Source organism: Methyloversatilis sp. S146-33 (assembly GCF_059552495.1).
Genome location: NZ_JCANOT010000026.1, coordinates 60,903 through 83,796, shown reverse-complemented (window position 1 = coordinate 83,796; position 22,894 = coordinate 60,903). Strand labels below are relative to the sequence as shown.

Here is a 22,894-nt window from a genome sequence, read left to right as displayed (position 1 = left end):
TTCGGATCAACGGCCGCGCAGCACGGCGGCGTACCGTGGAATCGGAGGCTGCGGCACGGTGCCGCAGACCGGACGGTACGAGGAGAACCGCATGATCCGCGAAGTCACCGGCGACATTCTTTTTACGCGCGCCCAGGTCATCGCCCACGGCATCGCCGTGCGCGAACGTTTCGACCACGGTCTGGCGCTGGCGCTGCGCGAGCGCTGGCCGTCGATGGCGCGCGACTACCGGCACGCGCAGCACGGCCGCCACATGGCGCCGGGCGAGGTGTGGTCGTGGGCCGGCGTCGATAACGACGGCAGCACGCGCAACATCGTGAACATGCTCACCCAGGACATGGTGGGCGAAGGCCCGGCGGCAAAACCGGGCAAGGCGACGGTCGAGCACGTGCATCACGCGCTGAAGGCGCTGGCCCGGCACCTGCAGGCGATCGGCGCCACCAGCGTGGCCCTGCCGCGGCTGGCCACCGGCGTCGGCGGTCTGGAGTGGGCCGAGGTGAAGCCGCTGATCGAACAGCATCTGGCACCGCTGGGCATTCCGGTCGTCGTCTACGAAACCTATCGCAAGGACGTGGTGGCGGACGAGAAGCTGCACTGACGCCGTCGGTGCGGCAGGCGCTCAGCGCCCGTCGCGCAGGCTGTCGATCAGCGCCATATTGTGTTCGAGCAGGCGGTTGCACTCGTCGTCGCGCTGCGCGAACGCGTCGTCCAGCCCCTGCGCCTGCGCAGGGTCGGCGCGACGTTCGGCCAGGGCCTTGCGCTCGCGCCCCAGCACGGCCGCGACCTGCGGGCGTTCGCCCAGGCGCATGGCCAGCGAGAGGTAGCTCTTCGCAGCGTACTGCACACGCACGGTACGGCTCGCTTGCGGATGCGCCGCCGCGATGTCGCCATAGATTGCAGAGCACGCGGCCAGCCGCTCGGCCAGCGTCGGCCGGTCCAGCACCTGCGCCTGCGCGCCGGCAGCAACCAGCAAAAGGGTCATCGAGACTGCTGTGTGTTTGATGTGCATGCAAATGCCTCCGTGTCCGGCATCGCAGCGTAAACACCCTGCCTCCGTCGCTGCGGCCGCAGCGACGCGGTGAGGACGATCGCCTCGTTCGATCGGGTGCACATCCCCGCCTTTGCGCCCATCGGCATCGCCGCGCCCGGGACTGCTTCCCTCGGCATGCGCTAGGGCAGCAGGCGCTCGCGCAGGAAAACCGGAAAGCGCGGCTGGCCGCGCGGCGTCAGCTCACGATAGCGGTAGGTGACGACGGCGCCGATGGCCGGCGGCGCCGCACGCTGGGCGTCGGTGAAGCCGCTGCCGATGCGGAAACGGCGACCCGCTGCATCGATCACCTCGAGCGCACCCAGCCGGCCGCGATGACGGCCCTTGCCCGGCAGGTGGGCGAGCACGGTTGCTTCGGCGTCGAGAAAGGGGGTGAGCTTGAGCAGTGCGTCGCTGCGACCGGCTGTCCAGTGCGCGTCGGCCCGGTGCAGCATCAGGCCCTCGCCACCACCGGCGACGACCGCGTCGAACAGCGCCTGCAGCGCGGCGCGGTCGGCGAGTCGCTGCTGCGGCACGACGCGTATCCAGTCGACACCGATCGCCTCGACCAGCTGCTGCATACGCGCCAGCCGCTGCGAAAAATCGCCGTCGGCACCCGGCAGGTCGAACACCATGTAGCGCACCGCGCGCCAGTCGGCGTCGGTCGAGCGCTCACGGCGGACGATGCCGGACAGCTCGTCGAAGCGGCCACGCCCCAGCCACAGCTCGCCGTCGAGCGGGTATCCGGGCAGCGGTACGACGAACCACGCCGGCGCGGCGATGGCCGCACCGTTGCGCAGGCGCAGCGCCTGCCCGTCCCAGCGGGCGCGGACACCGTCGAGCTTTTCGCTGATCCAGTAGGGCGTCGGGTCGATGTCGGCGGGCGCACGCTGCGCCAGCATCGGCGGCAGCGGGTCGGCGACAGCGAATGACGGAAACAAGCCGCAAAGACAGAACAGCAGCACGCGCATGGTCGGGACTCCGGTGACGGAGCCGCGATTATCCCGCTTCATGACAATGGCAAACGCCGAGGCGCGCACTCGTGCAGCTTGTTGCGGACGTTCAGCGCGCTTCGCCGGCCTTGTCGCGCTCGCGCTGGTAGCGCTCGTATTCGAGGTTCGCCGTATCCAGGCAGCGGCTGCGTTCGGCCGCATCGACGATGCGGTCGCACTCGTTCTGGCGCCAGCCGGCCGCGCTGTCATAGACCTGCCGGCTGCTGCAGCCCGCCAGTACGCAGGTCAGCACGGTGATGGCGGCGATCGGGCGAATCACGGCTTACTCCCCGAGATAGGCGGCGCGCACCGCCGGGTTGCCCAGCAGTTCGGCCGCCGGTGCGGTCAGCGTGATTTCGCCGCCATCCATCACGCAGCCGCGGTCGCACAGCGACAGCGCGAGCCGCGCGTTCTGTTCGACCAGCAGCAGCGTGACGCCTTCGCGCGCGACTTCGCGGATCACCTCGAACACAGTGTCGACCATGATGGGCGACAGCCCCATCGACGGCTCGTCGAGCAGCAGGATGCGTGGCCGGCTCATCAGCGCGCGGCCGATCGCCACCATCTGCTGCTCGCCGCCGGACAGCGTGCCGGCGGTCTGCCCTGCGCGCTCCTTCAGCCGCGGCAGCAGGCCGAACACGCGCTCGATATCGGCGGCTATGGTCGCCTTGTCGTCGCGAACGTAGGCGCCCATTTCGAGGTTTTCCAGCACCGACAGCCGGGCGAATACACCGCGGCCTTCCGGTACCAGCGCCAGGCCCTTGCGCACCAGCAGGTGCGGCGGCGCGTGCTCGATCGCCTCGCCATCCAGCTTGACGCTGCCGCGCGCCGGCAGCATGCGGGCGATGGCTTTCAGCGTGCTGGTCTTGCCGGCGCCGTTGGCGCCGATCAGCGCCACCTTCTCGCCGGCGGCGACATCGAGGTCGACGCCGCGCACGGCGCAGATGCCGCCGTAATGCACTTCCAGTGCGCGCACCTCAAGCATCTGCCGCCTCCGTACCGAGATAGGCGGCGATCACGCGCGGGTCGCGCCGCACCACGTCCGGCACGTCCTCGGCGATCTTCTCGCCGTAATCGAGCACCGCGACGCGGTCGCACAGCCCCATCACCAGTTTCACGTCGTGCTCGATCAGCAGCACGGTCATGCCGTCGCCGCGCAATTTCTCGATCAGCGCGCGCAGACCAACGGTTTCGGTCGCGTTCATGCCGGCGGCCGGTTCGTCCAGCGCCAGCAGCTTCGGTTCGGTCGCCAGCGCGCGGGCGATCTCCAGCCGGCGCTGGTCGCCGTAGCTCAGATGGGTGGCCTGCTGGTTGGCCAGACGGTCGATGCCGACATAGCGCAGCAGCGCATGCGCGCGCGCCTCGGTGTCGGCCTCCTCGCGCCGCGCCGCCGGCGTACGCAGGATGGCGCCGAGCACGCCGGTGCGCAGCCGGATGTGGCGGCCCACCATCACGTTCTCCAGCGCGCTCATCGCGCCGAACAGCCGGATGTTCTGGAAGGTGCGGGCGATGCCGACACCGGCGATGTGGTGCGGCACGCCCAGCGGCAGCGGCTGGCCATTGAAGCGCACCTCGCCCTGGTCGGCGCTGTACAGGCCGGTCAGCACGTTGAAGAAGCTGGTCTTGCCGGCGCCATTGGGCCCGATCAGGCCGTACACCTCGCCGGCGCGTATCGCCAGCGACACGTCGCGCAGCGCCTGCACGCCGCCGAAGCGCTTGCTGATGCCGCTCGCTTCGAGCAGGGGCGTGCTCATGCCGCCTCCCCGTGCGCCGCCAGTTCGCGCTTGCGCAGCGCCGATGGCCACAGCCCGGCCGGGCGCCAGCGCATCACGACCACCAGCGCGATGCCGAACAGCAGCAGACGCAGCGATTCCGGATCGATCAGCACCTTGCCGAACAGCGTCTGCTGCAGCGGCACCGCCCCCCAGCGCAGCGCCTCGGGCAGCAGCGCCAGCAGCACCGCACCGAGGATGACACCGGCGATATTGCCCATGCCACCGAGCACCACCATGCACAGCACCATGATGGATTCGAGCAGGCCGAAGGATTCCGGGCTGACGAAGCCCTGGAAGCCGGCGAACAGGCCGCCGGCCACGCCGCCGAAGGTGGCACCGAGGCCGAAGGCCAGCAGTTTCACATTGCGCGTGTTGATGCCGCAGGCGCGCGCGGCGACCTCGTCCTCGCGGATGGCGACCCAGGCGCGGCCCAGCCGCGAATCCTGCAGCCGCATGCAGACGAAGACGACGATCAGGGTCAGCGCGAGGAAGAAGTAATACTGCAGGTACACACCGGGCAGCGTGAAGCCGAACAGCTCCAGCGGCCGGTTCAGCGCGTGACCGCCGATCTGCGCGGCGGCGATGTTGTTGATGCCTTGCGGGCCGTTGGTGATGTTGGCCGGCGCATTCAGGTTGTTCAGGAAGATGCGGATGATTTCGCCGAAGCCCAGCGTCACGATGGCCAGGTAGTCGCCGCGCAGCTTCAGCGTCGGCGCGCCCAGCAGCACGCCGAACAGTCCCGCCACCAGCGCGCCAAGCGGCAGTACCGCCCACACCGGCCAGCCGGGCGCGGCGGCGAAAACCTGCGGAAAGGCGATCGCCAGATGCGGGCTGGACAGCAGCGCATACAGATAGGCACCGACCGCGTAAAAGGCGATGTAGCCGAGATCGAGCAGGCCGGCGAAACCGACCACGATGTTCAGCCCGAGCGCCAGCATGATGTAGAGCAGCGCGAAATCGATGATGCGCACCCAGGAATTGCCGAAGCCGGCACCGACGACGAAGGGCAGCACCGCCAGTGCCACGCCGATCAGCACGACGCCCAGCCTGGCCTTCAGCTTGGGATCGACGCTCATGCGCGCTCCGCCACTTTTTCGCCCATCAGGCCGGACGGCCGGAACACCAGCACCAGGATGAGCACGAAGAAGGCGAACACGTCCTTGTAATGGCTGCCGAGGAAACCGCCGGTCAGGTCGCCGATGTAGCCGGCGGCCAGGCTTTCGATGATGCCCAGCAGCAGCCCGCCCAGCATCGCTCCACCGAGGTTGCCGATGCCGCCCAGCACCGCTGCGGTGAAAGCCTTCAGGCCGAGCATGAAGCCCATCGCGTAGTGGGCGATCGAGTAGTTGGCGGCCACCATGACGCCGGCCACCGCCGCAAGCGCCGAACCGAGCACGAAGGTGAAGGAAATGACGCGGTCGACATCCACGCCCATCAGCCGCGCCACCGCCGGGTTCTCGGCGGTGGCGCGCATCGCACGGCCGAGCCGGGTGCGGGTGACCAGCCAGACCAGCGCCGCCATCAGCGCCGCCGCGGTGGCGATGATGATGATCTGCAGGTCGGTGATGGCCGCGCCGAGGAACTGGTGCGGTGCTGCGGGCAGCAGCGGTGGAAAGGTGTGGTAGTTGCGGCCCCAGCCGATCATCGCCAGCTGCTGCAGCACGATGGACACGCCGATGGCGGTGATCAGCGGCGCCAGCCGCGGGGCGTTGCGCAGAGGCCGGTAGGCGATGCGCTCTATCGTGAAGCCGACCGCCATGCACACCGGAATCGCGATCAGCAGACCGCCGAGCACGACGGCGGGGCCGGGCAGGCCGCTCGGCACCAGCAGGCCAATGGCGGTCAGCGCGGTCAGCGCGCCGATCATCACCACTTCACCATGGGCGAAATTGATCAGGCCGAGAATGCCATAGACCATCGTGTAGCCGAGCGCGACCAGCGCGTAGATGCTGCCGAGCACCAGACCGTTGATGATCTGCTGGATGAAGATGTCCACGAGGTATCGAGGGAGGCCGGGAGAAGATGGAAGCGCCGATCAGGCGCCGGCGATGCGCGCCGCCCGGCCCGGGGCCGCTGCGGACGCGCAGGACTGCATTGTGCCGCTCAGTTGGCGCTCAGTTGCTCGGCTTGCCGCCCATCGTTTCGAGCGCCGACCATGCGCCGCCCTTGGCCTGATACAGCGTGACCGCGCCGTCCTTGATGTCGCCCTTTTCGTCGAACTGGATCTGCGCGCTCAGACCAGGGTAGTTCAGCGCCGCCAGCGCCGGCAGGAATTTCGCCGTTTCGGTCGAGCCGACCTGCTTCATCGCCTCGGCCACCACGCGCACCGCGTCATAGGCATAGGGGGCATAGAGCTGGATGTCGGTGTTGTACTTCGCCTTGTAGCGGTCGCGGAAGGCGGTGCCACCCGCCATCTGGTCCAGCGGCACACCGGGCAGCGAGCAGTAGTGGCCTTCGGCGCCCTCGCCTGCCAGCTTGTGGAATTCAACCGTGCAGGCGCCGTCGCCGAACAGCATCGGCGCGGTAATGCCCAGCGTCTTCAGCTGACGCGCCATCGGACCGGCCTGGGTGTCCATGCCGCCGTAGAACACGAGGTCGGGCTTGGTCGACTTCACCTTGGTCAGAATGGCGGCGAAGTCCGTTTCCTTGTCGGTCGTGTATTCGCGGGTGACCACCTCGGCGCCGGCCGCCTTGGCCGCCTTCTCGAACTCGTCGGCCAGGCCCTGACCGTAGGCGGTGCGGTCATCGATGATGGCGATCTTCTTCGCGCCCAGCTTGCTCATGGCGAAGCTGCCGAGCACGCTGCCTTGCTGCACGTCGTCGGCGAACACGCGGAACGCCGTCTTGTAGCCCTGCCGCGTATAGGTCGGATTGGTGGCGGACGGCGACACCTGGACGATGCCTGCGTCGTGATAGATGCGCGACGCAGGAATCGTCGTGCCGCTGTTCAGGTGACCGATCACCGCATGCACGCGGGCATCGGCCAGCTTCTGCGCCACCGTGGTGCCCTGACGCGGATCGGCCTGGTCGTCCTCGCCCAGCAGTTCGAACTTCGCCACCTTGCCGCCGATCAGGATCTTCTCGGCATTCAGATCGTCGATGGCCAGTCGCGCACCATTCTCGTTGTCCTTGCCGAGGTGGGCCTGCGGGCCGGTCAGCGGCGCCACATGACCGAGGCGGATGGTGATCGTGGCCTCGCCGGCATCGGCGGTCACGGCCGGCACGGCGGCCTCTTCCTTCGGACCGCAGGCGGCGAGCAGGCAGGCCGACAGGGCCACGAGTGCGGACAGCGGGCGCGACGGGGTGATCAGGGTCATGTGGAATCTCCGCGAGGGGCTGAAAGGTTGTCAGCCCCGGATTTTGCGGGCGGGCGCCCGGAGCGTCAATTTGGATGCGGCAGAAACGACGATGCCGGTGCGCACAAGCGCACCGGCATCGTCAGTCTGCATCAACGAACGGCAATCAGCGTGCCATGCGGCGACGCGCGGCGGCAATCAGACCGAGACCGGCGAGGAACATCGCATAGGTTTCCGGCTCCGGAACCGGCACCGTCACGACGATGGGGTTCTGCGACATCGACACCGGGCCGGTCTCGCTGAAGGTGAGGCCGGTCACGAAGGCGGTCGGGTTCAGCGGATCAAGCGCCGCGCCCTCCTCGATGCCGAGGATGCGGAAACGGGTGACCGCCTCGGCAAAGGTGAAGGTGACGCCGCCGGTCAGCACGTCGCCGCTCGCCACCCAGGCTTCGCCGTTCCACAGCCACAGGTCGTACAGGCCGTCACCGAAGGTCGGCAGCAACACCGAGGTGATCGAGGGGCCGCCGTTGACGATGTAGTCGTAGCCGATCGCGATGTCCGGATCGATGAACACCGGCGTGCCGGCGACCACGTTGAAGTCGAAGTTCCAGCCCTCGTCGCTGGCCACCGGCATCAGCGGGTTGGAGGCCGAGGAGCCCGGCAGCTGACCATTGCGGATCGCGAACGACCACAGGCCGGCTTCGCCGCCTGCCACATTGGTGGTGTGCTGCAGGTTCAGCACGTCGCCGGTGCGCGAACCGGGCAGCGTCAAGTAGTTGACGCCGTCGCCGGCGTCGTAGCCGGCCTGCGCCGGAATGCCGCCCAGGCCATTCGAGCCGCCGCTGGCGTCACCGGTGGTCCACTCCAGTCGCTCGTAGCGGAAGTCGACGTCGAAATTGCCGCCGCCCTGGTTGCGCAGCACCAGCTGGAAACTGTTGGTCTTGTCGGTCGCGGAGCTGTAGTAGCCGACGGCATCCCAGGTGACTGCAAGCGTGTTGGCGTTCGGCGAATGGATCCACACATTGCCGGTGCCGCGCGTGTCGACGTCACCCCAGAAGGGCGCAATCATCGGCTGGCTGGAGATCGGAAAGGGGTCGGGCGTGTAGGTGCCGATCGCCGACAGGAAGCTGATGTTGCCGTTGTTGTTGACGAAGAAATTGCTGAAGGTCTGACCGAAGAAATCGATGTCGAACGGCAGCGGCAACTGGTTGGTCGAGCCGTCGTCGTTGGCGGCCAGAAACTGCGTACCGTAGCCACGGTCGCCCACGCCGAAGTCGAGCATTGAGACAGCCTGCGCGCCGCCGGACAGCGTGGCGATCAGCGCGGGCAGGAGAAGGGTGCGGAATTTCATCTGTAACGCTCCGGTAATGTTCGACCGGGCGTCAGCAAGTCATGTGCCAAAACGTATGACTTTAGTATTAGTCCTTTCGGATCATCGACCTACGGCATATGGCGGCGGCACGCCGTTTCAGCGGTGTAAGGCGGGCCGACACGACCGTCCGGAAGTGCGTAGCACAACGCCGATCGAAACGGCCGCACGCGGCCCCCTGTCAGCTGAAACGATGCGTGACGCGGGTCACGGCTGACGCATTGCGCGTGATCACTCAGCTGCGCACCTTGTCGCCGGCCGGCAGCGGGCCCAGCCCGCCCTCTTCGCGCACGTCGTCCGGCAGGCGTTCGCGCAGATCGCTGATGAGGCCGAGCGCGGCCATCAGCTTCAGGATGTAGAAGGTGACGTCGATTTCGTACCAGGCGAAGCCGGCACGCGCGCTGGCACCGTAACGATGATGATTGTTGTGCCAGCCGCCGCCGAAGGTGAGCAGCGCGAGCAGGGGGCGGTTCACCGAGTCGTCATCGGTGTCATAGCGGCGGTAGCCGCCCGGCATGAAGCGGAAGTGGCCGACCGAATTGACCATGGACACCGTCTGCACGCCGAGCGCGGTGGGCAGGAAAAAGCCCCACATCAGCGCCGCACCGCCGCTGACGGTCGGACCGAAGGCACCTGCCTGCGCCAGCAGCCATATGAAGAAGGCGCCGGACAGCATGAGCAGCGTGTAGTGCTTGTTCACCCAGAGGACTTCCGGGTAGCGCGCGAAGTCGGGCACGACGTCGAGATCAGTGTCCTTGTAGCGCTCGCACCAGACCCAGCCGACGTGCGAATGGAACAGGCCGTGCTGGCGCGGCGAGATCGGGTCGTCGGGGGTTTCGACATTCTGGTGGTGGTGGCGATGCACCGACGCCCACCACAGCGGACCGTGCTGGCCGCACTGCGAGGCAATCACCGCAAGGATGAACTGCACCGGGCGCGAGCACTTGAAGGCGCGGTGCGAGAAGTAGCGGTGGTAGATGCCTTCGACGCCGAACATGCGCACTGCGTAGCTCGCCAGCGCCAGCCACACCAGCGGCCAGGTCGGCGGATAGATGAAGGGGGTGGCGATCGCGGCAGCGAACAGGATGACGTAGCGCACCCGTGTCTGGTTGATCGACTCGGTGACCTGCTTGCCGTAATGCGTGCGGGACGCTGTTGCGCTCATGCTCGACCTTCTCCGGAAAGGGGGTGCCGGGCGCGAGTCTAGCAAGCGGGGTATTGCAGCCGATGCGTCGAATACAGCCGCCCCTTGCCCCCATTTCGAGCGGTCAACGAAAAAAGCCGGCCATACGGCCGGCTCTTTCGATGCCCGACGATCCGCTTACTTGGCGCCGGCAAGCACCCAGGCAGCCAACGTCTTGGCATCGGCGTCCGACAGTGCCGATTGCGCGGGCATCGGCATCGGACCGCCCCAGGACGGCTTGGTACCGGCCGGCGTACCGGCCTTGATGAAAGCGGCGACCTTGGCTTCGGCGTCCTTCTGGCCGGCGTACTTCTTCGCGACAGCCTGGTAGCCCGGACCGATCTTGGTGTCAGCGCCCTGCGAATGACAGGCCAGACAGCCCTTGGCGGTGGCCAGGTCCTTGCTGGCGAAAGCCGGCGCGCTCACGAGCGCTGCGGCGCAGACGACGGCGGAAATCAGGGTTTTCATGGTGTTCCTCGACGGAGTGGTTGATCCAACGTTCAGTGGGTCGCGGGGCCGGGCAGATCCGGCGCAGGCTCGGCGGCGCGGCCCGCAAGTCTAAGCCAGCCGACAGCAGGTGAACAAGAGCGTGCCGTGCAGCCTGCCCCGGATACAACGACGGCCAGCCGCCGCACGTTGACCGGGATCAGCGCCCGGACGTTCGCCGCCAGCCCAGGCTGAGCGCCGTACCGACCAGGATGATGACGGTGCTCGCCAGCATCGCCAGCGTCGGCCGCTCGTCGAACAGCAGATGGCCCCACAGCATGGCGAAGGGCGGGATCAGGAAAGTGACGCTCAACGCCTGCGTCGCCCCCATGCGGCCGATGAGGCGGAAATACAGCGCGTTGGCCAGTGCGGTTGACACCAGTCCGAGCACCGCTACCGCCAGCAAGGGGCGCCAGGAGGGGAGATGATCGGGCAGCGACGCCAGCGCCCACGGCAGCAGCAGCAGCGCCCCGACCAGCGAAATGCCGGTGGCCACGGCCGATGGATGCACGTCGTGCAGCTGGCGTCGCACCCACTGCACGCACAGGCCGTAGGAGGCCGACGCGATCAGCCCAAGCGCCACCGCGTCCAGTCCGACCTTGAGTCCGCCGACCTCGCGCAGACCGGCCAGCAGCACGACGCCGGCAAAACCGAGCAGCAGGCCCAGCTGCTTCGGGCGCGACAGCGCCTCGCGCCACACCCACACGCCGAGCAGCGCCGAAAAAAGCGGAGAGGTCGCGTTCAGCACCGCGGCAAAGCCGGCGCTGGAGAGCATGACCGTCTCGGCGAACAGCACGAAGGGCAGCGCCGTGCTGCCGGCTCCGGTCAGCAGCAGCCAGCCGCTCACCCGACGACGCTGGCCTGCAGCAACGTCGCGCAAGGGCCAGCCAAACAGCGCCAGCAGCGCCATCGAGGCCAACGCAAGACGCAGCCCGACGGTCAGCGGCAGACCCAGTTCGGGGATGGCGACACGGTAGAGCGCGAAGGAGGCGCCCCAGATCAGCGCCAGCAGCAGGAATTCGACACGGGTGCGCACGGCGGGGCGAGGTCGAAGCGGGTCGCCATTGTCGCCGGCCGGCGCCCGGCCCGCCAGCCGGCTAAACTGCCGGCCTGCATCTGCTGCCGCCGGAACATCATGACGCCCCGCTTCGACCTCGCCCCGCCCGCCCCCGACCTGTCCGTCACGCTGCAGGCCTGCCTCGACAACAAGACCAAGCCGCTCGGCGCGCTTGGCCGACTGGAGGCGCTGGCACTGCAGGTCGGTCAGGTTTTGGGCTCGACCGCACCCGAGCCGGGCCGGCCGCACCTGCTGGTGTGCGCCGGCGATCACGGCACGCTGCGCGACGCGCGCGGGCGCGGCCTGTCGGCCTACCCGGCCGACGTGACCTGGCAGATGGTCGAGAACTTCCTCGCCGGCGGCGCCGCCATCAACGTGCTGGCGCGCGAGGGCGGCATGGCGCTGCACATCGCCGACTGCGGCGTGGCGCACGACTTCGGCCCCCGCGACGGCCTGATCGACGCCAAGGTGGCGCACGGCACCGCCAGCTGGTTCGACGGCCCGGCGATGACACCTGCGCAGTGCGCGCAGGCGCTGGACAACGGCGCCCGCATCGCCCGCGACATCGCGGCCGGTGGTGCTCGTGTGCTCGGTTTCGGCGAAATGGGCATAGGCAATACCGCGTCCGCCTCGCTGATCACCCATCTGCTGACCGGTGCACCGATGGACGACTGCGTCGGCCGCGGCACCGGTCTGGGCGACGCCGCGCTGGCCGACAAGAAGCGCGTGCTGGCCGGACTGGCGGCGGGCTACGACGGTCCGCGCGACGCGTTTTCGGTGCTCGCCGTCTTCGGCGGCTTCGAGATCGCGACCATGGCCGGCGCCATGCTGGGCGCCGCGCAATCGCGCATGCTGCTGCTGATCGACGGCTTCATCAGTTCGGCCGCCGCGCTGGTCGCGCAGGCACACGCGCCGGCGCTGCGCCACTACTGCGTGTTCTCGCACCGCTCGCAGGAGCGCGGCCACGCCATCCAGCTCGAGCACATGCAGGCACTGCCCCTGCTCGACCTCGACCTGCGCCTCGGCGAAGGCACCGGTGCCGCGCTGGCCTGGCCGCTGGTCCGCGCGGCGGCCGCCATCCTGCGTGACATGGCCAGTTTCGAGTCCGCTGGCGTGTCGAAGGCGTGAAGGACACGCTGGTCGCCACGGTGACACGCCGATGATCCGCCGCGAACTCGAACTGTTCTTCAACGCGCTGCGTTTCTTCACGCGGCTGCCGGTGCCGGCCTGGGTCGGCTGGTCGAACGAGTTGATGAACGCCAGCGCACGCTGGTTCCCGGCGGTGGGCTGGGTGGTCGGCGCCGCCGGCGCCGCTGTGTTGTGGGCGACCGGGCAGGTACTGCCGGCCGCGCTCGCGGTCGTGCTGTCGACCGCTGTGACGATACGACTGACCGGCGCCTTCCACGAGGACGGCTGGGGCGACGTGTGCGACGGCTTCGGCGGCGGCTGGTCGCACGAACAGATCCTGACCATCATGAAGGACTCGCGCATCGGCGCGTACGGCGCCCTCGGCATCGTGCTCATGCTGGCCGGCAAGCTGGCGGCGCTGTCCGCGCTGCCGCTGGCGAGCGCGGTCGTCGCGCTGCTGGTCGCGCATCCGCTGTCGCGGCTGTGCGCAACCGCGCTGATTTACTTGATGCGCTACGCGCGTGACGAAGACCCGGACGGCGTATCGCGCGCCAAGCCGCTGGCGGTGAAGCTGTCGGGCGGCGGCATGCTGTGGGCAGCACTGTGCGGTCTGGCGCCGCTGTCACTGCTCGCACCGGTACAGATCGCCCTGGTGATCGGGCTGGCGCTGCTCGTCACCGTCGCCGCGGCCCGCCACTTCCAGCGCCGCATCGGCGGCTACACCGGCGACTGCCTGGGCGCCGTGCAGCAACTGGCGGAGCTGGCGGTGTATGTCGCGCTGTGCGCGCGGATCTGACTGAAGTTCTGTGGGAGGGGTCTTCTGACCCCGACGGCAGCCGGCATCGAAGCCAGTGGACCATCACCGCCGCGTCGCGGCCAAGGCCGCGCCCACAGGAGCGGGCGCCCAATTCACGGCCGGCGCCGGTTTTTTGTGGGAGCGAGCTTGCTCGCGATCAGGGCCTGGATCGAAGCCTGAGGCCGGGTGTCGTGAGCCCTCGCGTCAGCCGCGCAGCCGCGCGATCAGGCCATCCAGCTGGTCGAGGTCGTTGAAGCGGATGACCAGCTTGCCGGCACCGCGCGCATTGGCACTGATCGATACCGGTGCGCCGACGATGTCCGACAGTTCCTCTTCCAGCCGCGCCAGGTCGCGCGAAGGTTCGGCTTTTGCCTTGGTACCCTGCTCGGCCAGACCGCCGCGCGCCACCAGTTTTTCGGTGTCGCGCACGGTCAGGCCCTGGGCGACGACGCGATTGGCGAAGGCGATCTGATCGGCCTTGGGCAGGCTCAGCAGCGCGCGCGCATGGCCCATGTCGAGGTCGCCGGTCACCAGCTGTTCCTGCACCGGTTCGGCCAGCTGCAGCAGGCGCAGCAGATTGGTGGTGGCTGAGCGCGAACGGCCGATGGCGTTGGCCGCCTGTTCGTGTGTCATGCCGAATTCGTCGATCAGGCGCTGCACGCCAGCCGCCTCTTCCAGCGGATTCAGATCCTCGCGCTGGATGTTCTCGATCAGGCTCATCGCCAGCGCGGCGTCGTCCGGGATGTCGCGCACCAGCGTCGGCACTTCGCTCAGGCCGGCCAGCTGCGCCGCGCGCCAGCGTCGCTCGCCGGCGATGATTTCGAATCGTCCGCCGCCGACGCTGCGCACGATGATGGGCTGCATGATGCCTTGCGACTTGATCGACTCCGCCAGCTCTTCGAGCGAACCCGGATCCATGCGGGTACGCGGCTGGTATTTGCCCGGCTGCAGCAGGCCGACTTCCAGCGTGCGCAGTTCGCCCGAATTGCCGGATTCACCGGTGTTGCCGGCCAGCAGCGCATCGAGGCCGCGGCCGAGGCCCTTGAGTTTGGGAGGAGTCATGGCGTTCGGTATTGTTGTCGTGGGTCGATCAGAAGCTCTTCACGCGCTCGATCATTTCCTGTGCAAAGGCGCTGTAGGCCTGCGCACCCTTGGCGTTCTTGTCAAACAGCACACCGGGAATGCCGTAGCTGGGCGCTTCGGCCAGCCGCACGTTGCGCGGCACCAGCGTGCGGAACACCTTGTCGCCGAAATGCGATTCGAGCTGGCCGGACACCTGCTGCGACAGCGTGCTGCGCGGGTCGAACATGACGCGCAGCAGGCCGATGATCTTCAGGTCGCGGTTCAGGTTGGCGTGCACCTTCTTGATCGTATTCACCAGGTCGGACAGACCTTCCAGCGCGTAGTACTCGCACTGCATCGGGATGATGACGCCGTGCGCCGCGCACAGGCCGTTCAGCGTGAGCAGGCTGAGGCTGGGCGGGCAGTCGATCAGCACGAAATCGTAATCGGCTGCGTGCTCGGCAATCGCCTTTTTCAATCGATTTTCCCGATTCTCCAGCCCGACCAGTTCGACTTCGGCGCCGGCCAGATCGCGGTTGGCCGGCAGCACATCCAGCCCGGCATGCGGACTGGTCACGCGCGCGTCGGCCAGCGAAGACAGGCCAACCAGCACCTGATAAACGCTGGACTTCAGTGTGCGCTTGTCGACGCCGGCGCCCATCGTGGCGTTGCCCTGCGGATCGAGGTCGACCAGCAGCGTGCGCTGGCCGGCCTGACCGAGCGCGGCGGCGAGGTTCACGCTGGTGGTGGTCTTGCCCACCCCGCCCTTCTGGTTGGCGACTGCGAAGATGTACGGCATGCCGGCTCAGCCGTCCGACTGCAGTTCGCGGGCGAGCCACAGCAGGTGGCGGGCGCCTTCGACACCGGGCACCTGCAGTTCTTCCGAGCGCAGCAACGCCCAGCCCTTCGGGATGGCGCGTACTTCCTCGTCCGGATAGACGCCCTTCATCGCCAGCATGTGGCCACCTGGCTTCAGCAGATGGCCGGCCACCTTGATGAAGTCGGCGAGGTCGCCGAAAGCGCGCGAAATGATGAAGTCGCACCCTTCCGGCAACGTCACCTGCTCGGCACGCGCGGTCTGCACGTCGAAATTCTCAAGGCCGAGGTCGATGCGCACCTGCTGCTGGAAGGACGCCTTTTTCGAGTTCGGCTCGATCGACACGACGTCGAGATCGCTGCGGGCGATCGCCAGCGGAATGCCGGGCACGCCACCGCCGGAACCGATGTCGGCCAGCTTCGCGCCTTCCGGCAGGAAGCGTTCGACCGACAGCGCGTCGAGCAGGTGGTGGGTGAGCATGCGGGATTCTTCGCGTATCGCGGTCAGGTTGTAGACCGCGTTCCACTTGGCCATCAGTGCGATGTAGCGCAGCAGACGGGTACGGGCTGTCGCGGTGAGCGGCAGGTCAAGTGCGGCAAGGCCGGCGTCGAGTTCGGTTTGCAAGGTCATGGGCGGATGGTTTCCGGGTACTTCAAATCTGTCCGGCCTGGCGGCCGGGGTGTTCAGGCCGCGCTGCGCACGGCGGCGCGCTTCTTCAGGTACACCAGCAGCAGCGAAATCGCCGCCGGCGTGATGCCCTGGATGCGCGAAGCCTGGCCGAGAGTCTCGGGCCGGTGCAGCGTGAGCTTCTGCTGCACTTCGCGCGACAGACCGCCGACCGCGCCGTAGTCGATGTCGTCCGGCAGGCGCGTGTCTTCGGTCGCGCGCAGCTTGTCGACCTCGTTCTGCTGGCGGTCGATATAGCCCTGGTACTTGGCAAGTATGTCGAGCTGTTCGATGGCCTGCGCGTGATCGATCGGCGCCGGCGCACCGGGCAGCGTCATCAGCGACGCGTAGCTCACGTCGGGGCGGCGCAGCAGATCGAACAGCGTGTATTCACGCTCGATCGCTTTGCCCAGCACGCGCTGTGCGTCCTCCGCCGGCAGCGTGTCCGGGCGGATCCACGTGGAACGCAGTCGCTGTTCCTCTGCCGCGATGGCGTCGCGCTTGCGGTTGTAGGCATCCCAGCGCAAGTCGTCGATCAGGCCCATCGTGCGTGCGGCGTCGGTCAGGCGCAGGTCGGCGTTGTCTTCGCGCAGGCTCAGGCGGTACTCGGCGCGCGACGTGAACATGCGATAGGGCTCGGCCACGCCGCGGGTGATCAGGTCGTCGACCAGCACGCCCAGATAGGCTTCGTCGCGGCGCGGGCACCAGGATTCGAGGCCCTTGGTCTGCCGTGCCGCATTCAGTCCGGCGAGCAGTCCTTGCGCCGCCGCTTCCTCGTAGCCGGTGGTGCCATTGATCTGGCCGGCAAAGAACAGACCTTCGATCGCCTTGGTTTCGAGCGACGATTTCAGGCCGCGCGGATCGTAGTAGTCGTACTCGATTGCATAGCCGGGACGCAGGATGTGCGCGTTTTCGAGACCGGGAATGCTGCGCACCAGATCAACCTGCACATCGAAGGGCAGCGAGGTCGAAATCCCGTTCGGGTACACCTCGTGCGTGGTCAGGCCTTCCGGTTCGAGGAAGATGTTGTGGCTGTCGCGATCGGCGAAGCGGTGGATCTTGTCCTCGATGCTCGGGCAGTAACGCGGGCCCACGCCTTCGATCACGCCGGTGTACATCGGCGAACGGTCGAGGCCGCCGCGAATGATGTCGTGCGTGCGCAGCGTGGTGTGGGTCATCCAGCACGGCAACTGTCGCGGATGCATGTCGCGCGAGCCGATGAAACTGAACACCGGCACCGGGTCGTCGCCCGGCTGCACTTGCATGACCGAATAGTCGATCGTCCGTCCGTCGATGCGGGGCGGCGTGCCGGTCTTGAGCCGGCCCTGCGGCAAAGCCAGTTCCTTCAGCTTCTCCGCCAGACGGATGGCCGGCGGGTCCCCTGCCCGGCCCGCCGAATGATTCTGCAAGCCGACGTGCACGCGGCCATTCAGGAAAGTGCCGGCGGTCAGCACCACCGCCTTCGCGTGGAAGCGGATGCCCACCTCGGTCACCACACCGGCGACGCGCTCGCCTTCCATGATCAGGTCGGCCGCCGCCTGCTGGAACAGGTCGAGATTTGGCTGGTTTTCGAGCCGGCTGCGGATCGCCGCCTTGTACAGGATGCGGTCCGCCTGGGCGCGCGTGGCGCGCACCGCCGGGCCCTTGCTCGCATTGAGGATGCGGAACTGGATGCCGCCTTCGTCGGTGGCCAGCGCCATCGCGCCTCCCAGCGCATCGACCTCCTTCACCAGGTGACCTTTGCCGATGCCGCCGATCGACGGATTGCAGGACATCTGGCCCAGCGTTTCGATGTTGTGCGTCAGCAGCAACGTGCGCGCACCGACCCGTGCGGCAGCGAGCGCGGCTTCGGTGCCGGCGTGGCCGCCACCGATGACGATCACGTCGTAACGGGTCGGAAAATCCATGTTCGCTGCAATGCAAAAGAGGGCGAAGGGGCTGAATGATACGACCTTGGGCCCGCAACATAAAGGCAGAAAGGTTGACACCGTTTCACTGCCTTACAGTTGCTTACCGCACAAAGCGTTTCTGCAATCTAGGCTTGCAGCGTGTTCCCCACACGAGAATGATCATGAAAGCGCTTGGCACTGCACTGGCTGCACTGACGCTGGCCTTCAGCGGCAACGCGATGGCAGATCGAGACGATCATCGACGCCACGGCTACCACGGCGGTCACCATCACAAGCATGGTGGTCACTGGAAGCACCGCGATCGGCACCATCACCACCATCACTACCATGGCCCGAGCGTGCGCTATGGCTACTACCCGGCGCCGGTGTATGCACCGGCGCCCTATTACGGCTACGCGCCGCGCCCTCACTACCGTCACCACGATGGCGTGACCATCATCCTTCCGCCGGTGCGCATCGGCTTCTGACGGACGTGATGTTCCACGTGGAACATCAGGCGGTTCATGCAGCGACGGTGTCCCACACCAGTCGTGCGATCAGTACCGACACAACGACGATGAATACGCGGCGCACGAAAGATGCGCCGTTCTTTATCGCGAGGTGGGCACCGACCCAGGCGCCCGCGAGATTGGCAACCGCCATCGCGGCAGCCACCTTCACCATGATGGCGCCGACCGGTACGAACCAGGCCAACGCTGCAAGGTTGGTGCTGACGTTCACGACCTTGGCCGCCGCCGAAGCGCGCAGGAAATCCCAGGCGTAACAGCGCACGAACAGGAAGATCAGGAAGCTGCCGGTGCCTGGCCCGAAGAAACCATCGTAGAAACCGATGAGCGCGCCGAGCACCAGCGCGAGTATGGGCTTCGGGCGATGCGCCGCCGCCTCGGCACGGAGCACCCCGAAATCCTTCTTCTTCAGCGTGTAGGCGAGTACCGCAACCAGCAGCACGATCACGACCGGCCTCAGCATCTGCGGAGGGAACATGCCGACCGCCGCCGCACCGGCGAACGACGCGACAAAGGCGGCAAGCGCTGCGCGCCACAACACCTTCCAGTCCATCTCCACCCGGCCCAGATAGCGGCGCGCGGCGAAGGTCGTACCGACGATGCTGACCGCCTTGTTGGTGCCAAACAGTGTTGCCGGTGCGGTCCCTGGAAAGACGTTGAACAGCAGCGGCACCTGAACGAGACCGCCGCCGCCGACCATGGCATCGACGAGCCCGGCGAAGAAGGCACCGGCGCACAGGATGACCAGTTCGGTCAGCATGACGCGTGATGTTTCACGTGAAACATCCTCATCACTTACCGATACAGAAGCGCGAGAAGATTTCGCCGAGCAGATCGTCCGGTGTGAACTCGCCGGTAATCTCCCCCAATGCGCGGTGCGCCAGCCTCAGTTCCTCGGCGAACAGATCAAGCTGCAGCACCTCGCCGGCAATGCAGCGCGCGGCGATATCCAGATGCTCGACCGCCCTGTCGAGCGCGTGCAGGTGACGGGTGCGCGCTGCCAGCGCGTCCTCGGCGCCACCGTGCCAGGCCACGCGATCGAGCAGCGCACGCCGAAGCAGATCCAGGCCCTCGCCGACGCGCACCGACAGCCAGACTGTCAGGACGCCAGCGTGTTCTTCCTCCCTCGCCTGCTCGCCGCTCAGATCGATCTTGTTGAACACGCGAATGCGCGGAAGACCCGCCGGCAGCGCAGCGTCTATCGCCTGCGCTTCGGCATCGAAGCCGCTGCGTGCATCGACAAGATGCACCACCGCGTGTGCCCGTTCGAGCTCGCGCCGGGTGCGGGCAATGCCCGCCTGTTCCACCGGGTCGTCGGTCTCCCGCAGGCCCGCCGTATCGATCACATGCACCGGCACGCCGTCGATGGCGACCAGTTCGCGCAAGGTGTCGCGGGTGGTGCCGGCGATATCGGTGACGATGGCGCGGTCTTCACCCGCCAGCGCATTAAGCAGACTAGACTTGCCCACATTGGGCGCACCGGCCAGCACGACGGTCAGCCCTTCGCGCAACACCGCGCCACAGCGGGCGCGTTCGCGCAAGGCAGTGAGCGCGGTCATCACCTCGGCCAGTTTGTTACGTGCGCCGGCCTGTTCGAGGAATTCGACATCCTCTTCCGGGAAGTCCAGCGTCGCCTCGACGAACATGCGCAGATTGACCAGCGCATCCTCGAGCGCGTGCACGTGGCGGGAAAACTCGCCATCGAGCGAGCGCATTGCCGAACGTGCCGCCGACGTCGTCGTCGCTTCGATCAGATCGGCCACCGCTTCGGCTTGCGCAAGGTCGATACGATCGTTGAGGAATGCGCGCTCGGTGAATTCGCCCGGTCGTGCCGGTCGCGCCCCCAGTTCGAAGCAGCGTGCGAGCACCGCCTGCAGCACGGCTGTTCCACCATGGCCGTGCAGTTCAAGCACATGCTCGCCGGTATAGGACGCCGGCGCCTCGAACCACAGCGCGATGCCATGATCGATGATGGCGCCATCCGCCGCGACGAACTTCGCGAAGGTCGCGTGCCGCGCGTCGGGCAGGCGTCCGAGCATGCCGCGGGCGACCGTTGCCGCGCCCTGCCCGGACACCCTAACCACACCGATGCCACCGCGACCCGGTGCGGTAGCGATGGCGGCAATGGTGTCGGTCGGGCGAGCGGACATGGCGATCGGTCAGGTCAGGTTTTCAGGGCGCCGTCGTGGCGAGGGCGCCGCCCCCGCATCGATCCGGCCATCATCGCCGGAATCCCGCAGGAGCGGCGCCCTCGCCGCAGTACAGCCGTCAGTCAGTCAGGCAGATGTCAGGCCTTGGCCGTCTTCCCGCTCTCGATCATGCGTGTGATCTGCCACTGCTGGGCGATCGACAGGATGTTGTTCACCGTCCAGTACAGCACCAGACCAGCCGGGAAGAACAGGAACATGCCGGTGAAGATGACCGGCAGGAACAGCATCACCTTGGCCTGGATCGGGTCCGGCGGCGTCGGGTTCAGCTTGGTCTGCACGAACATCGTCACGCCCATGATGATGGGCAGCACGAAGTACGGGTCCTTGATCGACAGGTCGGTGATCCAGCCTATCCACGGTGCGTTGCGCATTTCGACGCTGCCCAGCAGCACCCAGTACAGCGCGATGAACACCGGAATCTGGATCAGGATGGGCAGGCAGCCGCCGAGCGGATTGATCTTCTCGGTCTTGTACAGCTCCATCATTTCCTGCTGCATGCGCACGCGGTCGTTGCCGTGGCGCTCCTTGATCTGCTGCATGCGCGGCGTGACCAGGCGCAGCTTGGCCATCGACTTGTAGCTCGCGGCCGACAGCGGGAAGAAGATGGCCTTGATCAGGATGGTGAGCAGGATGATGGCCCAGCCCCAGTTACCGACCAGCGCATACAGCTTCTCCAGCACCCAGTGCATCGGCTTGGCGATGATCTTCAGCCAGCCGTAATCGACCACGTGATCCAGGCCTGGCGCCATGGCGTCGAGGTTGGACTGGATCTGCGGGCCGGCGTACAGCGGCACCTCCACCGTCGAGGTGGCGCCGGCCGCTGCCGGCTGAACCGGCACGATGACGCCGGCCGTGTACAGATTGTCACCAACCTTCTTCGCAAAGAACTCGCGCTCGACCCCGGCAGCCGGTGCGAAGGTGCTGACGAAATAGTGCTGCACCAGTGCCACCCAGCCGTCCGGCGCTTTGGTGACGAACTTAGCCTTGCCCTTGTCGATGTCGCTGAAATCGACCTTCTGGTACTTGCCCGCTTCGGTATAGAAGGCCGGGCCGGTGAAGGTGCTCAGCATGCTGGTGCCGGCGGACACCGCCTTGCCATCCCGCAGCAGCTGGAAATAGGCATGCGCTGCAACCGGCGCGCTGCCGTTGTTGGCGATCTCGAAACGGGTGTCGATCCGGTAGCTGCCGCGGGTGAAGGTAAGCACCTTGGTCACCGCCACGCCGTCCGGACCGGCAGCAGTCATGCGCAGCTCTACCTTGTCCTGCCCGTCGGCCAGCTTCAGCTCGCCCTCGGGGAGTTGATACACCGTCTTGTGCGTCGGCATGCCGTCGCCGATCAGACCGCTCTGTGCGTGGTAAAGATTGGCGCCACCGTTATCCAGCAGCACGAAATTGCCTTCGGACTCGGGACCGGCGTGATGCTTGAGCAGTTCGAGGCGGATGATGGAACCGCCCTCCGCCGACACGTCAGCGATGAACAGATCGGTCACGACGCGCGCCGCGGCGGTCTGGGCGACAGCCGTCGTCTGCGGTACGTCGGACGGTGCGGCGGCGCTGCTCACCGTCGGCACCGGCGCCTGGGCGCCGGCCGACTGCGCAGCCGCCGCGTTGGTGGCCACGGCCGGAGCAGCCGGCGGCTGGTTGAAACGCTGCCAGCCGTCCCACAACATGAACAGCGAAAACAGGAAAACGATCAACAGGGCGGAGCGTTGGGTATCCATCGTCGGAATCGTCTTGAAAGTAATTGAGGGTGTGCGTGCTCAGGGCACCGGGTCGTAACCGCCCGGATTCCAGGGATGACAGCGCAGCACGCGGCGCAGCGCGAGCCAGCCGCCGCGCACGCTGCCGTGGCGGTGGATGGCTTCGCTGGCGTATTCGGAACAGCTCGGCATGAAACGGCAGTTGCGGCCGAGCATCGGGCTGATGGCGTAACGGTAGACCGCAATCAGGCCGAGCAGCAGGGATTTCATCGTCCGGTCTCCGCGGCAGGCGCTGCGGCGCGTCGCACGCGGCCGAGCAGCGCGTCGATCTCTTCGCGCAACAGGCGGCGGTCGAGCACGGCCGGCCGGGCGTTCAGGCGCAGGATGATGTCGAGCGGCTTGAGTTCCGGACGCATGTGGCGGAAAGCTTCGCGCGCCAGGCGCTTGACCAGATTGCGGGTGTTCGCCCGCTTCAGGAAGCGCTTCGCGATCACGACGCCCAGACGAGCGCCATCGCAGCCGGACGGACCGTGATGGATCACGAAATGTCGACTGCGCTGGGTACGCCGCAAAGCAAAAACGGATGAGAACTCATCCGTTTTTCTGAGCCTGTATTCAGGTCGGAAAGCAAAGCGGCCGGCGGGCTGCGCGGCGATCTGCATTCCGGGCCGTGTCTCGGGGTTCACCTTCGGGGGTTCCCCTGCCAACCGGCCGGAAAAACTGCTGTCTGCGTCAGACGGCCAGACGGGCACGGCCCTTGGCACGACGGGCGCGGATCACTGCACGACCACCGCGGGTGCGCATGCGCTCGAGGAAACCGTGGGTGCGGGCGCGGCGGATCTTCGACGGCTGGTAAGTACGCTTCATGGCCTGCTCACTGTGTATTGGCGAAAACGCGCGATTACAGCGTAAAA

Annotated in this window: 26 protein-coding genes; 4 read left to right on the top strand and 22 right to left on the bottom strand. The window is 67.1% G+C overall.

Going from position 1 to position 22,894, the window contains the following annotated elements; all coding sequences use genetic code 11:
* Positions 1 to 91: 91 nt before the first annotated feature.
* Complete coding sequence (locus tag AC51BJ_RS09850) at positions 92 to 598, top strand: macro domain-containing protein (protein ID WP_430432287.1); 507 nt, start codon at positions 92 to 94, stop codon at positions 596 to 598.
* A 21-nt stretch (positions 599 to 619) separates the two neighbouring features.
* Here the strand turns inward: AC51BJ_RS09850 and AC51BJ_RS09845 are convergent, their stop codons facing one another.
* The 12 genes from AC51BJ_RS09845 to AC51BJ_RS09790 all read right to left on the bottom strand — a co-directional run bounded on the left by AC51BJ_RS09845 (position 620) and on the right by AC51BJ_RS09790 (position 11,164).
* Entirely contained in the window at positions 620 to 982 is a 363-nt protein-coding gene (locus AC51BJ_RS09845) for a hypothetical protein (RefSeq protein WP_496280110.1), read from the bottom strand.
* Between the two features lie 188 nt (positions 983 to 1,170).
* The gene (locus tag AC51BJ_RS09840) at positions 1,171 to 1,998 is read right to left on the bottom strand and encodes a DNA ligase (protein ID WP_496280109.1); all 828 of its coding nucleotides are present in this window, start codon (positions 1,996 to 1,998) and stop codon (positions 1,171 to 1,173) included.
* Between the two features lie 91 nt (positions 1,999 to 2,089).
* Entirely contained in the window at positions 2,090 to 2,299 is a 210-nt protein-coding gene (locus AC51BJ_RS09835; protein WP_430432290.1) for a hypothetical protein, read from the bottom strand.
* A gap of 3 nt (positions 2,300 to 2,302) precedes the next feature.
* Positions 2,303 to 3,004, bottom strand: a complete 702-nt coding sequence (locus AC51BJ_RS09830) for an ABC transporter ATP-binding protein (protein WP_496280108.1) — start codon at positions 3,002 to 3,004, stop codon at positions 2,303 to 2,305.
* The gene (locus AC51BJ_RS09825) at positions 2,997 to 3,773 is read right to left on the bottom strand and encodes an ABC transporter ATP-binding protein (RefSeq protein ID WP_430432292.1); all 777 of its coding nucleotides are present in this window, start codon (positions 3,771 to 3,773) and stop codon (positions 2,997 to 2,999) included. Before AC51BJ_RS09825 ends, AC51BJ_RS09830 begins: the two co-directional genes overlap by 8 nt.
* A complete protein-coding gene (locus tag AC51BJ_RS09820; RefSeq protein WP_430432293.1) occupies positions 3,770 to 4,870 on the bottom strand; it encodes an ABC transporter permease subunit in 1,101 nt (366 codons plus the stop codon). The genes AC51BJ_RS09825 and AC51BJ_RS09820 overlap by 4 nt, the downstream gene beginning before the upstream one ends.
* Positions 4,867 to 5,790 carry a branched-chain amino acid ABC transporter permease gene (locus AC51BJ_RS09815; protein ID WP_496280107.1) on the bottom strand — a complete coding sequence of 308 codons (924 nt, stop codon included), beginning with the start codon at positions 5,788 to 5,790 and terminating at the stop codon, positions 4,867 to 4,869. The genes AC51BJ_RS09820 and AC51BJ_RS09815 overlap by 4 nt, the downstream gene beginning before the upstream one ends.
* A 118-nt stretch (positions 5,791 to 5,908) precedes the next feature.
* On the bottom strand, positions 5,909 to 7,111 hold the full coding sequence (locus AC51BJ_RS09810; protein WP_496280106.1) for a branched-chain amino acid ABC transporter substrate-binding protein: 1,203 nt from the start codon (positions 7,109 to 7,111) through the stop codon (positions 5,909 to 5,911).
* A 145-nt stretch (positions 7,112 to 7,256) separates the two neighbouring features.
* Positions 7,257 to 8,441, bottom strand: coding sequence for a nidogen-like domain-containing protein (locus tag AC51BJ_RS09805; RefSeq protein WP_496280105.1), 1,185 nt, complete (start codon positions 8,439 to 8,441; stop codon positions 7,257 to 7,259).
* 253 nt (positions 8,442 to 8,694) lie between these two features.
* Positions 8,695 to 9,624: an acyl-CoA desaturase gene (locus AC51BJ_RS09800; RefSeq protein WP_496280104.1), complete on the bottom strand. Its 930-nt coding sequence runs from the start codon at positions 9,622 to 9,624 to the stop codon at positions 8,695 to 8,697.
* Positions 9,625 to 9,780: 156 nt separating this feature from the next.
* The gene (locus AC51BJ_RS09795) at positions 9,781 to 10,110 is read right to left on the bottom strand and encodes a c-type cytochrome (RefSeq protein WP_430432298.1); all 330 of its coding nucleotides are present in this window, start codon (positions 10,108 to 10,110) and stop codon (positions 9,781 to 9,783) included.
* A 178-nt stretch (positions 10,111 to 10,288) separates the two neighbouring features.
* The gene (locus tag AC51BJ_RS09790) at positions 10,289 to 11,164 is read right to left on the bottom strand and encodes a DMT family transporter (RefSeq protein ID WP_496280103.1); all 876 of its coding nucleotides are present in this window, start codon (positions 11,162 to 11,164) and stop codon (positions 10,289 to 10,291) included.
* Positions 11,165 to 11,263: 99 nt separating this feature from the next.
* On the opposite strand from AC51BJ_RS09790, the gene cobT reads away from it, so the two are divergent.
* On the top strand, positions 11,264 to 12,313 hold the full coding sequence (gene cobT, locus AC51BJ_RS09785) for a nicotinate-nucleotide--dimethylbenzimidazole phosphoribosyltransferase (RefSeq protein ID WP_496280102.1): 1,050 nt from the start codon (positions 11,264 to 11,266) through the stop codon (positions 12,311 to 12,313).
* Positions 12,314 to 12,344: 31 nt separating this feature from the next.
* A complete protein-coding gene (locus AC51BJ_RS09780; RefSeq protein ID WP_496280101.1) occupies positions 12,345 to 13,109 on the top strand; it encodes an adenosylcobinamide-GDP ribazoletransferase in 765 nt (254 codons plus the stop codon).
* 204 nt (positions 13,110 to 13,313) lie between these two features.
* Here AC51BJ_RS09780 and AC51BJ_RS09775 read toward each other — a convergent pair whose 3' ends face one another.
* From AC51BJ_RS09775 to mnmG, 4 genes are read right to left on the bottom strand one after another with little or no spacing between them, the layout of a single operon-like run.
* On the bottom strand, positions 13,314 to 14,171 hold the full coding sequence (locus tag AC51BJ_RS09775) for a ParB/RepB/Spo0J family partition protein (protein WP_304026260.1): 858 nt from the start codon (positions 14,169 to 14,171) through the stop codon (positions 13,314 to 13,316).
* A 28-nt stretch (positions 14,172 to 14,199) separates the two neighbouring features.
* The gene (locus AC51BJ_RS09770; RefSeq protein ID WP_019916079.1) at positions 14,200 to 14,970 is read right to left on the bottom strand and encodes a ParA family protein; all 771 of its coding nucleotides are present in this window, start codon (positions 14,968 to 14,970) and stop codon (positions 14,200 to 14,202) included.
* A gap of 6 nt (positions 14,971 to 14,976) precedes the next feature.
* Positions 14,977 to 15,618, bottom strand: a complete 642-nt coding sequence (rsmG, locus tag AC51BJ_RS09765; RefSeq protein ID WP_019916078.1) for a 16S rRNA (guanine(527)-N(7))-methyltransferase RsmG — start codon at positions 15,616 to 15,618, stop codon at positions 14,977 to 14,979.
* Positions 15,619 to 15,671: 53 nt separating this feature from the next.
* A complete protein-coding gene (mnmG, locus tag AC51BJ_RS09760) occupies positions 15,672 to 17,561 on the bottom strand; it encodes a tRNA uridine-5-carboxymethylaminomethyl(34) synthesis enzyme MnmG (RefSeq protein ID WP_496280100.1) in 1,890 nt (629 codons plus the stop codon).
* A gap of 164 nt (positions 17,562 to 17,725) precedes the next feature.
* Here mnmG and AC51BJ_RS09755 point away from each other — a divergent pair, with 164 nt between their 5' ends.
* Entirely contained in the window at positions 17,726 to 18,031 is a 306-nt protein-coding gene (locus tag AC51BJ_RS09755) for a hypothetical protein (protein ID WP_198291407.1), read from the top strand.
* A 34-nt stretch (positions 18,032 to 18,065) separates the two neighbouring features.
* On the opposite strand, the gene AC51BJ_RS09750 is transcribed toward AC51BJ_RS09755, so the two are convergent.
* From AC51BJ_RS09750 to rpmH, 6 genes are all read right to left on the bottom strand, one after another.
* On the bottom strand, positions 18,066 to 18,830 hold the full coding sequence (locus AC51BJ_RS09750; RefSeq protein ID WP_496280099.1) for a sulfite exporter TauE/SafE family protein: 765 nt from the start codon (positions 18,828 to 18,830) through the stop codon (positions 18,066 to 18,068).
* Positions 18,831 to 18,861: 31 nt separating this feature from the next.
* Positions 18,862 to 20,220, bottom strand: a complete 1,359-nt coding sequence (gene mnmE / locus AC51BJ_RS09745) for a tRNA uridine-5-carboxymethylaminomethyl(34) synthesis GTPase MnmE (protein ID WP_430432306.1) — start codon at positions 20,218 to 20,220, stop codon at positions 18,862 to 18,864.
* Positions 20,221 to 20,357: 137 nt separating this feature from the next.
* A complete protein-coding gene (yidC, locus tag AC51BJ_RS09740) occupies positions 20,358 to 22,001 on the bottom strand; it encodes a membrane protein insertase YidC (RefSeq protein ID WP_496280098.1) in 1,644 nt (547 codons plus the stop codon).
* A 39-nt stretch (positions 22,002 to 22,040) separates the two neighbouring features.
* The gene (yidD, locus tag AC51BJ_RS09735) at positions 22,041 to 22,250 is read right to left on the bottom strand and encodes a membrane protein insertion efficiency factor YidD (protein WP_019916071.1); all 210 of its coding nucleotides are present in this window, start codon (positions 22,248 to 22,250) and stop codon (positions 22,041 to 22,043) included.
* On the bottom strand, positions 22,247 to 22,642 hold the full coding sequence (gene rnpA, locus AC51BJ_RS09730; RefSeq protein ID WP_296813429.1) for a ribonuclease P protein component: 396 nt from the start codon (positions 22,640 to 22,642) through the stop codon (positions 22,247 to 22,249). The genes yidD and rnpA overlap by 4 nt, the downstream gene beginning before the upstream one ends.
* Positions 22,643 to 22,712: 70 nt before the next feature.
* Positions 22,713 to 22,847: a 50S ribosomal protein L34 gene (gene rpmH, locus AC51BJ_RS09725; protein WP_019916069.1), complete on the bottom strand. Its 135-nt coding sequence runs from the start codon at positions 22,845 to 22,847 to the stop codon at positions 22,713 to 22,715.
* Positions 22,848 to 22,894 lie beyond the last annotated feature (47 nt).

Bases quoted from the DNA above. Each gene is read 5' to 3' on its own strand.
- AC51BJ_RS09840 (WP_496280109.1), bottom strand. From the start codon at position 1,998: ATGCGCGTGCTGCTGTTCTGTCTTTGCGGCTTGTTTCCGTCATTCGCT.
- AC51BJ_RS09795 (WP_430432298.1), bottom strand. From the start codon at position 10,110: ATGAAAACCCTGATTTCCGCCGTCGTCTGCGCCGCAGCGCTCGTGAGC.
- rnpA (WP_296813429.1), bottom strand. From the start codon at position 22,642: ATGCAGATCGCCGCGCAGCCCGCCGGCCGCTTTGCTTTCCGACCTGAA.
- AC51BJ_RS09845 (WP_496280110.1), bottom strand. From the start codon at position 982: ATGACCCTTTTGCTGGTTGCTGCCGGCGCGCAGGCGCAGGTGCTGGAC.
- AC51BJ_RS09755 (WP_198291407.1), top strand. From the start codon at position 17,726: ATGAAAGCGCTTGGCACTGCACTGGCTGCACTGACGCTGGCCTTCAGC.
- rpmH (WP_019916069.1), bottom strand. From the start codon at position 22,847: ATGAAGCGTACTTACCAGCCGTCGAAGATCCGCCGCGCCCGCACCCAC.
- AC51BJ_RS09800 (WP_496280104.1), bottom strand. From the start codon at position 9,624: ATGAGCGCAACAGCGTCCCGCACGCATTACGGCAAGCAGGTCACCGAG.
- AC51BJ_RS09830 (WP_496280108.1), bottom strand. From the start codon at position 3,004: ATGCTTGAGGTGCGCGCACTGGAAGTGCATTACGGCGGCATCTGCGCC.
- AC51BJ_RS09775 (WP_304026260.1), bottom strand. From the start codon at position 14,171: ATGACTCCTCCCAAACTCAAGGGCCTCGGCCGCGGCCTCGATGCGCTG.
- AC51BJ_RS09825 (WP_430432292.1), bottom strand. From the start codon at position 3,773: ATGAGCACGCCCCTGCTCGAAGCGAGCGGCATCAGCAAGCGCTTCGGC.
- yidC (WP_496280098.1), bottom strand. From the start codon at position 22,001: ATGGATACCCAACGCTCCGCCCTGTTGATCGTTTTCCTGTTTTCGCTG.
- AC51BJ_RS09805 (WP_496280105.1), bottom strand. From the start codon at position 8,441: ATGAAATTCCGCACCCTTCTCCTGCCCGCGCTGATCGCCACGCTGTCC.
- AC51BJ_RS09780 (WP_496280101.1), top strand. From the start codon at position 12,345: ATGATCCGCCGCGAACTCGAACTGTTCTTCAACGCGCTGCGTTTCTTC.
- mnmG (WP_496280100.1), bottom strand. From the start codon at position 17,561: ATGGATTTTCCGACCCGTTACGACGTGATCGTCATCGGTGGCGGCCAC.
- rsmG (WP_019916078.1), bottom strand. From the start codon at position 15,618: ATGACCTTGCAAACCGAACTCGACGCCGGCCTTGCCGCACTTGACCTG.
- AC51BJ_RS09820 (WP_430432293.1), bottom strand. From the start codon at position 4,870: ATGAGCGTCGATCCCAAGCTGAAGGCCAGGCTGGGCGTCGTGCTGATC.
- AC51BJ_RS09750 (WP_496280099.1), bottom strand. From the start codon at position 18,830: ATGCTGACCGAACTGGTCATCCTGTGCGCCGGTGCCTTCTTCGCCGGG.
- AC51BJ_RS09770 (WP_019916079.1), bottom strand. From the start codon at position 14,970: ATGCCGTACATCTTCGCAGTCGCCAACCAGAAGGGCGGGGTGGGCAAG.
- cobT (WP_496280102.1), top strand. From the start codon at position 11,264: ATGACGCCCCGCTTCGACCTCGCCCCGCCCGCCCCCGACCTGTCCGTC.
- mnmE (WP_430432306.1), bottom strand. From the start codon at position 20,220: ATGTCCGCTCGCCCGACCGACACCATTGCCGCCATCGCTACCGCACCG.
- AC51BJ_RS09810 (WP_496280106.1), bottom strand. From the start codon at position 7,111: ATGACCCTGATCACCCCGTCGCGCCCGCTGTCCGCACTCGTGGCCCTG.
- AC51BJ_RS09850 (WP_430432287.1), top strand. From the start codon at position 92: ATGATCCGCGAAGTCACCGGCGACATTCTTTTTACGCGCGCCCAGGTC.
- yidD (WP_019916071.1), bottom strand. From the start codon at position 22,250: ATGAAATCCCTGCTGCTCGGCCTGATTGCGGTCTACCGTTACGCCATC.